11 protein-coding genes are annotated in these 11320 nt (G+C 72.5%); 9 read left to right on the top strand and 2 right to left on the bottom strand.

Annotated elements, in window-relative coordinates; translation table 11 throughout:
- Positions 1–86: 86 nt before the first annotated feature.
- The 7 genes from BLV76_RS08875 to BLV76_RS08905 all read left to right on the top strand — a co-directional run bounded on the left by BLV76_RS08875 (position 87) and on the right by BLV76_RS08905 (position 7697).
- Positions 87–1160, top strand: a complete 1074-nt coding sequence (locus tag BLV76_RS08875) for an ABC transporter substrate-binding protein (protein WP_090968800.1) — start codon at positions 87–89, stop codon at positions 1158–1160.
- On the top strand, positions 1157–2014 hold the full coding sequence (locus BLV76_RS08880) for an ABC transporter permease (protein ID WP_090968801.1): 858 nt from the start codon (positions 1157–1159) through the stop codon (positions 2012–2014). Before BLV76_RS08875 ends, BLV76_RS08880 begins: the two co-directional genes overlap by 4 nt.
- Positions 1990–2769: an ABC transporter ATP-binding protein gene (locus tag BLV76_RS08885; protein WP_090968802.1), complete on the top strand. Its 780-nt coding sequence runs from the start codon at positions 1990–1992 to the stop codon at positions 2767–2769. The genes BLV76_RS08880 and BLV76_RS08885 overlap by 25 nt, the downstream gene beginning before the upstream one ends.
- Positions 2766–4118, top strand: coding sequence for an LLM class flavin-dependent oxidoreductase (locus BLV76_RS08890; RefSeq protein ID WP_090968803.1), 1353 nt, complete (start codon positions 2766–2768; stop codon positions 4116–4118). Before BLV76_RS08885 ends, BLV76_RS08890 begins: the two co-directional genes overlap by 4 nt.
- Complete coding sequence (locus BLV76_RS08895; RefSeq protein WP_090968804.1) at positions 4115–5158, top strand: aldo/keto reductase; 1044 nt, start codon at positions 4115–4117, stop codon at positions 5156–5158. The genes BLV76_RS08890 and BLV76_RS08895 overlap by 4 nt, the downstream gene beginning before the upstream one ends.
- A 146-nt stretch (positions 5159–5304) precedes the next feature.
- On the top strand, positions 5305–6393 hold the full coding sequence (locus BLV76_RS08900; protein WP_090968805.1) for an alkene reductase: 1089 nt from the start codon (positions 5305–5307) through the stop codon (positions 6391–6393).
- 146 nt (positions 6394–6539) lie between these two features.
- On the top strand, positions 6540–7697 hold the full coding sequence (locus BLV76_RS08905; RefSeq protein ID WP_090968806.1) for a DUF418 domain-containing protein: 1158 nt from the start codon (positions 6540–6542) through the stop codon (positions 7695–7697).
- Here BLV76_RS08905 and BLV76_RS08910 read toward each other — a convergent pair.
- Complete coding sequence (locus BLV76_RS08910) at positions 7675–9072, bottom strand: MFS transporter (RefSeq protein WP_090968807.1); 1398 nt, start codon at positions 9070–9072, stop codon at positions 7675–7677. The two genes, BLV76_RS08905 and BLV76_RS08910, sit on opposite strands and share 23 nt — an antisense overlap.
- A gap of 74 nt (positions 9073–9146) precedes the next feature.
- Here BLV76_RS08910 and BLV76_RS08915 point away from each other — a divergent pair, with 74 nt between their 5' ends.
- Positions 9147–10181, top strand: a complete 1035-nt coding sequence (locus tag BLV76_RS08915; RefSeq protein ID WP_090968808.1) for an LLM class flavin-dependent oxidoreductase — start codon at positions 9147–9149, stop codon at positions 10179–10181.
- A gap of 24 nt (positions 10182–10205) precedes the next feature.
- Here BLV76_RS08915 and BLV76_RS08920 read toward each other — a convergent pair whose 3' ends face one another.
- Complete coding sequence (locus BLV76_RS08920; protein ID WP_090968809.1) at positions 10206–10601, bottom strand: low affinity iron permease family protein; 396 nt, start codon at positions 10599–10601, stop codon at positions 10206–10208.
- A 221-nt stretch (positions 10602–10822) separates the two neighbouring features.
- Here BLV76_RS08920 and BLV76_RS08925 point away from each other — a divergent pair, with 221 nt between their 5' ends.
- A complete protein-coding gene (locus BLV76_RS08925; protein ID WP_090968810.1) occupies positions 10823–11320 on the top strand; it encodes a GAF domain-containing protein in 498 nt (165 codons plus the stop codon).

Here is an 11320-nt window from a genome sequence, read left to right on the forward strand (position 1 = left end):
GACAGGGAACTCCTGTCGTCCAATAGTGAGGTTTATGTACTGACTTACATTACTTTGGACGCTCGATCCCGAGAAGGAGAACCCCCATGCCACGACGAGGGCCCACCCGCCCCCTGTTCCGCGCCGCCCTGCTCACCACGGCAGGCTTGATGGTGGCGACCCTGTCCGCGTGCGGCAGCAGCGACGCCGGACCGAAGCTCGAGCTGACCGCGGCGCTCCCGGACGCCGCCCCCGACGGGACCGTGCTCCGTGTGGGGGACCCCGCCACCCAGGTGGCGCTCGAGACCTCAGGCCTCATCGACGACCTCGACGTCGACGTCGAGTGGGCCAACATCACCGGCGGCCCCAAGACCCTCGAGGCCTTCCGGGCCGACGCGATCGACATCGGCTCGGTCGCCGACATCCCGCCGCTCTTCGCCCACTGGACCGGCACCGACGTCCGCATCGTCGCCGCGCGCGAGACGGTCGACCCGGCCGACCACCCGACCTACGAGCTCGGCGTCGCGCCGGCCGTCGACGTGAAGTCGGTCGAGGACCTCGCGGGCAAGAAGATCGCCTACAGCCCCGGCCAGGCGCAGGGCGCGCTCGTGCTCAACGTGCTGCGCGAGGCCGGCCTGACCCAGGACGACGTCGAGCTCGTCGAGATGCAGAGCGTCGACGACGCCTTCTCCGTCGCGCTGGCCAGCAACCAGGTCGACGTCGCGCCGCTCGGCCAGACGCTGGTCAAGACCTACCTCGCGAAGTACGAGCAGGACGGCGCCACCACGATCCCGTCCGGCGTGCGCGACGACGCGTGGACGCTCTACGCGCCGACCACCGTGCTCGAGGACGCCGACAAGGCGACGGCGATCAAGGAGTACGTCGGTCTCTGGGCCGAGGCGCAGCAGTGGATCTCCGACCACCCCGACGAGTTCGCCCAGGCCTACTACGTCGACCACGAGGGGCTCTCGCCCGAGGACGCGGCCTACGTCGTCGACGCGCTCGGCCAGTTCACCGTGCCGACCGACTGGGACGACTTCATCGCCCGCCACCAGGTCACCGTGGACACGCTGGTGAAGGAGCAGGACCAGGAGCCGCTGGACGTCTCCACGCTCTACGACCGGCGCTTCGAGAAGGCCATCGCCGCCGCCGTCTCGGGCCAGGGGGAGGGATCGTCATGACGACGCTCGCCGGCGACGTCACCACCCGGCCCCGATCCGCCGGGGCACCCCCCGGCGCCGAGGACGTCCGTCCCGTCCGCCGCCGGCTGGGCCCCGGCGCCCCGATCCGGTTCGGCGGGCTCATCGGCATCGCGCTGCTGCTCGCCGCGTGGGTCGTCGGCTCGGCCACCGGCCTGCTCGACCCGCGGACGCTCACCGAGCCCTGGACCGTCGTGGAGTCCGCCGGGACGCTCATCGAGAACGGCCGCCTCCAGGAGAGCCTGGTGACCTCAGGTGTCCGCGCCGCGCTCGGCCTCGGGCTCGGCGTCGCGGTCGGCACGGTCCTGGCGCTCGTCTCGGGGCTCTCCAGGATCGGCGAGTCGCTCATCGACGGGCCGATCCAGGTCAAGCGATCCATCCCGACGCTCGCCCTCATCCCGCTGCTCATCCTGTGGCTCGGCATCGGCGAGCCGATGAAGGTCATCACGATCGCGCTGGCCGTCTTCGTGCCGATCTACATCCACACGCACAACGGCCTGCGCTCCATCGAGGGCAGGTACGCCGAGCTGGCGGAGACCCTCGGCGTCACCCGCGCCGAGTTCGTCCGGCACGTGGTGCTCCCCGGCGCGATGCCCGGCTTCCTGCTGGGACTGCGCTTCGCGGTGACCTCGTCGCTGCTGGCGCTCGTCGTGGTCGAGGTCATCAACGCCACGAGCGGGATCGGCCACATGATCACGCTCGCGTCGAACTACGGGCAGACCGACATCATCGTCGTCGGCCTGGTCGTCTACGCGCTGCTCGGCGTCACCGCCGACGCGGTCGTCCGGCTCATCGAGAGGAAGGCACTGTCATGGCGTCGCACACTGGCGAGCTGACCACCCAGCCCGACCCGGCGGTCCGGGTCGAGGCCCTGCACCGCAGCTTCAACGAGGCGGGCGGCGTGCTCAACGGCCTCGACCTCGAGATCGCGCCCGGCGAGTTCGTCGCGCTGCTCGGCCGCAGCGGCTCGGGCAAGAGCACCCTCCTCCGCGCGCTGGCCGGCCTCGACAGGGGGGTGGCCGGCCACGGGCGGATCGAGGTGCCCGACAAGGTCTCGGTCGTCTTCCAGGACTCGCGCCTGCTGCCGTGGAAGCGGCTGCTCGACAACGTGACCCTCGGGCTGCGGGCGGGCGACGCGGCCGAGCGCGGGTCGCAGGCGCTCGAGGAGGTGGGCCTCGCCGGTCGGGAGAGGGCGTGGCCGCACGAGCTCTCCGGCGGTGAGCAGCAGCGCGCGTCGCTGGCCCGCTCGCTGGTCCGCGACCCCGAGCTCCTGCTCGCCGACGAGCCCTTCGGCGCCCTCGACGCGCTCACGCGGATCCGCATGCACACGCTGCTGCGCAAGCTCTGCGAGGTGCACCAGCCCGCAGTGCTGCTCGTGACCCACGACGTCGACGAGGCGATCGTGCTGGCCGACCGCGTCATCGTCCTGGACGGCGGCGTCGTACGCCACGACGCGCGGATCGACCTCGGCACCCGGCGCTCGCAGGCCGACCCGGCCTTCGCCCGCCTGCGCGCCGAGCTGCTCCACGAGCTCGGCGTCGAGGACGACCACGACGCCGCGCCGCGCCGGGTCGCGAGGGCGGCCTCGTGACCTCCGCTCCGCGCAAGAGCCTGCACCTGAACCTGTTCATCTACCCCGACGGCCACCACGAGGCGGCCTGGCGGCACCCGGACAGCGAGACCGACCGGATCCTCGACATCTCCTACTACCAGGAGCTCGCGCAGAAGGCGGAGGCCGCGAAGTTCGACGCCGTCTTCTTCGCCGACGGTCCGTCGCTGGCCGAGAACATCCGGTACGCCGCCCGCTTTCGCCTCGAGCCGATCACCGTGATGACGGCGATCGTCGCGGCGACCGAGCGGATCGGCGTGATCGGCACCGCGTCGACGACCTACACCGAGCCCTACAACCTGGCCCGGCAGCTCTCCGCCCTCGACCACCTCAGCAAGGGTCGCGCGGGCTGGAACATCGTCACCACCGGTGCCGCCAACGCCGCGCTGAACTTCGGCCTCGACGCGCACCCGCTCCACCGCGACCGCTACGCCCGCGCCGAGGAGTACGTCGACGTCGTCACGAAGCTGTGGGACAGCTGGGAGGACGACGCCGTCGTCGCCGACCGGCGCTCCGGGCTCTTCGCCGACACCGACAAGATCCACCGCGTCGACCACGAGGGCGAGTACTTCTCCGTCCGCGGGCCGCTCAACGCGCCCCGGTCGCCGCAGGGCAGGCCGGTCTACGTGCAGGCCGGGTCGTCGGAGGACGGTCGGGCGTTCGCCGCGCGCTGGGCCGAAGCCATCTTCACCGCGCACCAGACCCTCGGGTCGGCGCAGGAGTTCTACGCCGACATCAAGCAGCGGGCGCAGGCCGGGGGACGGGACCCGCGCGGGCTCAAGGTGCTGCCCGGCATCAGCCCGTTCATCGGGTCCACGGCGCAGGAGGCCGAGGACCTCCACCAGGAGCTCAACGACCTCACGCAGCCGGAGTACTCCCTCGCGCAGCTGCACCGGCTCACCGGCGTCGACCTCTCGTCGTACGACCTCGACGGGCCGTTCCCGCGCGAGGTGATCGACGCCGACGAGGAGCGCAGCGAGGGCAGCCGGTTCCAGCTCGTGCTCGACATCGTCGAGCGCGAGGACCCGACCCTGCGCCAGCTGTGCCACCGCCTCGCCGGCGCGCGCGGGCACCGCGTCGTCACCGGCACGCCCGACCAGGTCGCCGACACCATCCAGCAGTGGGCGGAGAACGGCGCGGCCGACGGCTTCAACGTGATGCCGCCGTGGCTCCCGGGCGGGATCGACGTCTTCATCGAGGAGGTCGTCCCGATCCTGCGACGGCGCGGGTTGTTCCGCGAGGAGTACACAGGAAGCACGCTGCGCGACCACCTCGGCCTCGCGCGCCCCGACAGCCAGTACGCCCCCCGATCCGCAAAGGAATCCGCATGAGCTTCGAGCACTTCCGCCCCCTCGGCCGGACCGGCGTCCAGGTCAGCCCGCTGACCCTCGGCGCCATGATGTTCGGCGCGTGGGGCAACCCCGACCACGACGCGTCGATCACGATCATCCACCGCGCGCTCGACGCCGGCATCAACGTCATCGACACCGCCGACGTCTACGCCCGCGGCGAGTCCGAGGAGATCGTCGGCAAGGCGCTCAAGGCCCGCGGCGACCGCGACGACGTCTTCCTCGCCACCAAGTTCCACGGCTCCATGCACGACGAGGACCCCAACCAGCAGGGCAACTCGCGTCGCTGGATCGTCCGCGAGGTCGAGGCCTCGCTGCGCCGGCTCCAGGTCGACCACATCGACCTCTACCAGGTGCACCGCCCGCGTCCCGAGGTCGACATCGACGAGACGCTCGGCGCGCTCACCGACCTGGTCCGCCAGGGCAAGATCCGCTACCTCGGTACGTCGACGTTCCTGCCGTCGCAGGTCGTCGAGGCGCAGTGGGTGGCCGAGAAGCGCGGCCGCGAGCGCCCGGTGACCGAGCAGCCGCCGTACTCCATCCTCGCCCGCGAGGTGGAGCGCGACATCCTGCCGACGGCGCAGAAGTACGGCATCGGCGTGCTGCCGTGGAGCCCGCTCGCGGGCGGCTGGCTGTCCGGTCGCTACCGCCGTGGCGAGGAGCCCGCCGTGCGCTCGAGCCGGCAGGACCGCCAGCCGGCGCGGCACGACCCGAACAGCCCGGAGAACAAGGTCAAGCTCGAGGCGGTGCACCAGCTGCAGGAGCTCGCCGACGAGGCCGGCCTGTCGCTCATCCACCTCGCCATCGGCTTCGTGCTCGCCCACCCGGCGATCTCGTCGGCGATCATCGGCCCGCGCACCCTGGAGCAGCTCGAGTCGCAGCTCGGCGTGGAGAAGGTCGTGCTGAGCGCCGACCTGCTCGACCGGATCGACGAGATCGTCCCGCCCGGGACGACCATCAACGAGGCCGACCGGGGTTACGCACCTCCGGCGCTGGTGGAGGCGGCGCTGCGGCGCCGCTGATCCCAGCTGGGGTGGTCCAGTGACATCTGGACTACCCCGGCGGGTGGGGGAGGGCTGTGAGCCATCTCTCGTCGGGGAACATCGCGGGCCACGGGGTCGCTGAGGACGGTCGTACAGTCCTCAACTTCTCTGGAGGCAGCATCCTCATGTCCCGTGCATTCGAGACGATCTCGGTCGGTCCCTGGCAGCTCCCGCAGCGCTTCGTGATGGCGCCGCTGACGCGCAACCGCGCGGGGGAGGGCCACGCACCCACCGGCCTGAACGCGGAGTACTACGGCCAGCGGGCGGGTGCCGGGCTGATCGTCACCGAGGGCATCGCGCCGAGCCAGGTGGGGCAGGGCTACCTCGACGTGCCCGGCCTCTACACCGACGAGCAGGTCGCGGGCTGGCGCCTCGTCGCCGACGCGGTGCACGCCGGCGGCGGCGTGGTCGTGGCGCAGCTGATGCACGCCGGGCGCATCGCCCACGCCGACAACAAGGACGGCGCCGAGACGATCGCCCCGAGCGCCGTGCAGGCACCCGGGGAGATGGTCACCGCCGACGGCTCGAAGCCCCACGACGAGCCCCGCGCGCCCGGGACCGACGAGATCGCCGGGCTGGTCGCGGACTTCGTCACGGCCGCCCGCAACGCGATCGCCGCCGGTCTCGACGGCGTCGAGGTCCACGGTGCCAACGGCTACCTCCTGCACCAGTTCCTCGACCCGACGGTCAACCTGCGCGAGGACGCCTACGGCGGTTCCCCGGAGAACCGGGCCCGCTTCGTCGTGGAGGTCGTGACGGCGGTCGCCGAGGCCGTCGGCGCCGAGCGGGTCGGCCTGCGGCTGAGCCCCGCCCACCAGTTCAACGGCATCGGCGAGGAGGTCGGCGACGACCTCGACGCCACCTACCGCGCCGTGGTCGACGCGGTGTCTCCGCTCGGGCTGGCCTACCTCAGCCTGCTCGCCAGCCCGCTGGAGCCGCGCGAGGAGCTCGTGCGCGACCTGCGCGAGCGCTTCGAGGGTCCGGTGCTGCTCAACGACGGCTTCGGCGACGTCACCACCCTCGACTCCGTCGAGCGACTCCTCGACACGGGGCTCGCGGACGTCGTCGTGGTCGGCCGCCCGTTCCTGGCCAACCCCGACCTGACCGAGCGCTGGAAGGCCGGCGCCGAGCTCAACGAGCCCGACCAGTCGACCTTCTACGGCGGCGGCGCCGAGGGCTACACCGACTACCCCACGCTCGAGCAGGCCTCCTGACGCCGGGCGCCTGACCGGGGGCGGTCACCGGATATCCGGTGACCGCCCCGCTTGTCGGCCGAGATCCGGGCCGACAAGCGGGAGTCTCGGGTGCAAAGCAGGCACTACAGTTCCAATAGTGGAGTACGCACTCTAGTATTACCGCCATGACCACCGAGGTGACCGCACCGGCCGGACCGCTGGCCCCGGCGGCGCGGTCGCTCGGGCCGGACCTCGCGCGGGGCGTCATGCTGCTCGCGATCGCGCTGGCCAACTCGCACTACTTCGTCGAGGGGTCGTCGTACTTCGGCGGCTTCCCGCAGGACGGGGGTCCGCTCGACCGCGCGGTGGCGTGGACCCTCGCGACCTTCGTCGACGGTCGCGCCTTCCCGATGTTCGGCCTGCTGTTCGGCTACGGCGTGGCGCAGGTCGTACGCCGCCAGGGTGGCGCGCCGCCGAAGCGGGTCCGCCGGCTGCTGTGGCGGCGGGCGACGTTCCTCGTCGTGGTCGGCTTCCTGCACGCCACGCTGCTCTTCGCCGGCGACATCCTCGCCGCCTACGGCGTGCTGCTGTTCCTCGGCGCGTGGGCGGTGCGGTGGCGCGACGGCTGGCTCCTCGCCGGCGCGGCGCTGTTCCTCGTCCTGACGTCGATGCCGGGCGAGGGGTCGTTCGCCGCCGCGACCTACGGGCCCGACCCCACCACGATGCTGCCGACCGACCTCGGCGCGATGCTCGTCGACCGCGCCTTCACCTCCGCCTTCGTCGCCTCCCTCGGGCCGATCGGCTTCGGCTGCCCCTTCCTCCTCGGCCTGTGGGCCGGGCGACGCCGGCTGCTCGAGCCGCCGCCCGCCGACCGTCGGGCCGCTCGCGAGAGGGGCCTGCTCGTCACCGGCGTGGTCGGGCTCGCCGTCGCGGTCGCCGGCGCGCAGCCGATCGCACTCGTGCAGCTCGGGGTGCTCGACGTGCCCGCCAACGGTGACGTGCTCGGTCCGCTCCACGACACCGCCGGGGTCGCCGGCGGGGTGGCGTACGCCGCGCTGCTGGCGCTGCTCGCCCTGCGCCTCCAGGACCGGCGAAGCCGCCTGGTCGACGCGGTCGCGGCCGTCGGGCAGCGCTCGATGACCTGCTACCTCGCCCAGTCGGTGATGTGGACGCTGGCCTTCACCCCGGCGCTGCTCGGCCTGTCCGACGTGCTGTCGGTCACCGGCTGCGCCGTGCTCGCGACCGCCACCTGGCTGCTCACCGTGGCGCTCGCCGACTGGATGCACCGCACGGGGCGGCGGGGACCGTTCGAGGTCCTGCTCAGGCGGGCGACGTACGGCTGAAGGTGCGGGACGCGGCGAGCACGCCGAGGAACCCTCCGACCGCGGCGATGGTGAAGACGGTCAGGAACGGGTCGACATCGGTGCGCCCGGCCGCCGCGAACGCCGAGCCCGCGAGCGACAGCGCGAGGGCGGCGCCGAGGGAGTCGGCGATCGAGAGCGCGGAGGAGTTGAACCCGCGGTCGCGATCGGTCGACACCTCGAGCATCGCAACACCCGTGCGCGGATAGGCGAAGCCCATGCCGGCACCCGCGAGGACGTACGCCGCCGCCGGCAGCAGCGCGGACGGGTCGTGGCCCGAGTCGTGGGCGAGCACCGACCCGGCGAGGGCGAGGAGCCCGGCGAGCACCAGGCAGCTGCCGACGACCATGGCCCGGTGGTGCGAGACGCGGTCGCCGAGGCGTGCCTGCACCTGGGACGCTGCGGCCCAGACGACGCCGACGCACGTCAGGGCGATGCCGGCCCGACCGGGCGTCAGGCTCCAGTGGTCCTGCAGCACGTAGACGATGTAGGCCTCGGCGCAGAAGAAGTTGCCAGCGAGCAGCCCGCGCGTCGCGATGACGGAGGGCAGCCCGCGCCGGAGGACCCGGCTGCCCTGCGGGAGCAGCCGGCCGAGCGCGACCCAGACGCCGGCCAGCGCGACGAGCGCGCCGCCGACCGCGACCCCCTGCGCGGAGCCGAGGAGCTCGAGGACGAGCACGGCGACCGCGCCGAGCACGGCCCACCACAGCCGGGCGACCGGGGTGGAGACGCCCTCGAGGTGCGGCTCGAGCCCGCGCAGTGCCGGCGCGAGCAGGGCCAGCGCGACGACCACGAAGCCGACGGTGCCGAGGAAGACCCAGCGCCAGCTCCAGGTGTCGGCGACCAGCGCCGCGAGTCCCGGGCCGAAGAGCGACGGCAGCACCCAGGCCGCCGCGAAGGACGCGAAGACCGCCGGTCGCAGGCGCGACGGGAAGCAGAGGCCGACGAGGACGTAGAGCCCGACAGTGAGGGCACCACCGCCCAGCCCCTGCAGCACGCGCCCGACGAGCAGCACGTCCATCGACGGCGCGACCCCGCACACCAGCAGGCCGAGGGAGAACAGCGCCATCGAGGCGAGCAGCGGCACCACCGGTCCGGTGCGGTCGCTCCACATGCCGGCGGCGACCATCCCCACGACCCCGCTCGCGAGCGGCGCCGCGAACGCGAGGGCGTACAGGTCGAGGCCGTCGAGGTCGCGCGCCACGGTGGGCATCACCGTCGCGACCGCCATCGCCTCGAAGGCGACGAACGCGATCAGGCCGAACATCGCGATGGTCGTCGCGGCGTAGGCAGGGGACAGGATCCGCTCGCCCTCGCCGGAGGCGGGACTGGTCTCGGGGGTGGTGCCGGTGGTCACCCCGTGACGGTAGGACCTCAGGTGCACGTGAGGTCAATCGGAATAGACGAGGCCCGCCGAGCGCTGTGGAGACAGTGACTGCTCTCTCCGTGCTCGACCTCGTCCCCGTCCGCAGCGACCAGACCACCGGCGACGCGATCGCCGCGTCCCGGAGCCTCGCGCAGGTCGCCGACGAGGCGGGCTACACCCGCTACTGGGTCGCCGAGCACCACAACATGCCGGCAGTCGCCGCGACCAACCCGCCGGTCATCATCGCGATGCTCGCCGCCGCCACCTCGCGCATCAAGGTCGGCTCGGGCGGCGTCATGCTGCCCAACCACGCGCCGCTCGTGGTGGCCGAGCAGTTCGCCCTGCTGGAGGCGGCGTACCCCGGTCGCATCGACCTCGGCATCGGCCGCGCCCCCGGCACCGACCCGCTCACCAGGTACGTGCTGCGCGGGGGCAGTGCGGAGTCGGCGGACGAGGCGGTCAGCAAGTTCCCCGACTACGTCGAGGACATCCGCACGCTGATGACGAGCGACGGCGTGGAGCTGCAGATCGGGCCGCGTCGCCAGCCGTTGCGCGCGACCCCGTCGGCCCGCTCGGTCGCCGACATCTGGCTGCTCGGCTCGTCGGACTACTCCGCCCGGCTCGCCGCCGAGAAGGGTCTGCCGTACGTCTTCGCGCACCACTTCCAGGGCGAGGGGACAGGCGTCGCGCTGGACCTCTACCGCTCGTCCTACCGGCCCTCCCCGGAGTACCCCGAGCCGCGGACCTTCCTCACGGTCAACGCCGTCGTCGCCGAGACCGAGGAGGAGGCGCGTCGTCAGGCGCTGCCCAACATCTTGATGATGCTGGCGCTCCGCACCGGCGCTCCGCTGCTGCCGCAGCGCCTGGTCGAGGAGGCCGAGGCGGTCGAGATGACCCCGGACCAGCGCGCCTTCGGCCAGGCGATGTCCTCGAAGTGGGTCGTCGGCGACCCCGAGCAGGCGCGCAAGCAGCTCGCCGAGCTGGCCGGGGAGTACGGCGTCGACGAGGTGATGGTGCACCCGGTCGCCGGGGCCCACGCCGGCACCGAGGCCACCGCGTCCCCGAACCGCGAGACGACGCTGCGGCTGCTCGCCGCCTGAGCCCTGTCGACGCCGGGTCGACGGCTAGTGCCGCTCCTCCAGGCCGACGGCCTCGCGGAGGTTCTCGGCCGCCTCCCGCAGCTCGGGGTCGTCGGCCGCCCGTGAGTCCATCAGCGCGGCGAGCGCCTCGGCGATCACGTTGAGCTTCTCCTGCTGGGCCTCGCTGTTGCGGCGCCCGGCGTTCTCGAGCAGCACGAGCAGGAGCAGCGACAGCACCGCACCGAAGGTGTGGATGGCCAGCTCCCACTTCGTCGTGCTCTTCCAGAGCGGGAAGCTCGCCGCCCAGATCACGACGACCGCGACGCAGACGGCGAAGAACGGCGCCCGGCTGATCACGCCGGTGGACACCTCGACGAACCTCTCGAACGGGTCGAGCCCGTCCTGCCGCTCGCGGCTCTCGGCCGCCTCCTTGCGCTCCATGCCCGGAGGCTAGTCGAGTCCGTCCGACCGATCCCGCTGCTCGTGCTCGGTCACCCGGGACGACCCTCGAGCGGCACGCCTTCCGGACCGCTGGTCCAGACCGGCGTCACCCTTCCCCATCCGATGCGTTGTCGGGATCGAAGGATGACGCCGGCCAGTCGCCGGCGACACGGCGCACGACTCGGCGTGCACACGAGCAGGCACGGCCGAGGGAGAGAACCATGATCCACGGGGACGTCGTCGACGGTCCGGGTGCGAGGGTGTGGGACGCACGGTCCGAGCCGGAGGTGTTCGCGATCCTCGAGCGCGCGGCCCTGTCGGCTGCCCGCGAGATCGGGGCCTGCGACCTCGCGGGGATCGGGCTCGTCGGACCGGGAGGATCCACGTCCTACGTGGCGCGACACGCCACTGTGGAGCTCCTCGACGAGCTCCAGCGGACGCTGTCCGAGGGACCGGTCGTCGTGTCGGAGCGCCGTCGTCCCGAGGTCGTCGCAGTCGCGGACCTGCTGGACGGCTCGCAGTGGTCGTCGTGGGACGACATCGGGGTCCGTGCCTACCTCGGGTTCACGCTGTTCGTGGGTGGCGAGGTCGCCGGCGTGCTGAACCTCTACTCCTTCGAGCCCGAGGCGTTCACCGCGAGCGACGTCGCCCAGGGGCTCGCCCTCGCCGAGGACGTCGTGATCGCCATCGGCGCCGCGCTCGAGCGCGACGCCGCCTGA

Origin of the sequence: Nocardioides exalbidus (assembly GCF_900105585.1) — a bacterium.
GTDB classification, from domain to species: domain Bacteria; phylum Actinomycetota; class Actinomycetes; order Propionibacteriales; family Nocardioidaceae; genus Nocardioides; species Nocardioides exalbidus.

Bases quoted from the DNA above. Each gene is read 5' to 3' on its own strand.
- BLV76_RS08900 (WP_090968805.1), top strand. From the start codon at position 5,305: ATGTCCCGTGCATTCGAGACGATCTCGGTCGGTCCCTGGCAGCTCCCG.
- BLV76_RS08880 (WP_090968801.1), top strand. From the start codon at position 1,157: ATGACGACGCTCGCCGGCGACGTCACCACCCGGCCCCGATCCGCCGGG.
- BLV76_RS08905 (WP_090968806.1), top strand. From the start codon at position 6,540: ATGACCACCGAGGTGACCGCACCGGCCGGACCGCTGGCCCCGGCGGCG.
- BLV76_RS08875 (WP_090968800.1), top strand. From the start codon at position 87: ATGCCACGACGAGGGCCCACCCGCCCCCTGTTCCGCGCCGCCCTGCTC.
- BLV76_RS08895 (WP_090968804.1), top strand. From the start codon at position 4,115: ATGAGCTTCGAGCACTTCCGCCCCCTCGGCCGGACCGGCGTCCAGGTC.
- BLV76_RS08885 (WP_090968802.1), top strand. From the start codon at position 1,990: ATGGCGTCGCACACTGGCGAGCTGACCACCCAGCCCGACCCGGCGGTC.
- BLV76_RS08925 (WP_090968810.1), top strand. From the start codon at position 10,823: ATGATCCACGGGGACGTCGTCGACGGTCCGGGTGCGAGGGTGTGGGAC.
- BLV76_RS08920 (WP_090968809.1), bottom strand. From the start codon at position 10,601: ATGGAGCGCAAGGAGGCGGCCGAGAGCCGCGAGCGGCAGGACGGGCTC.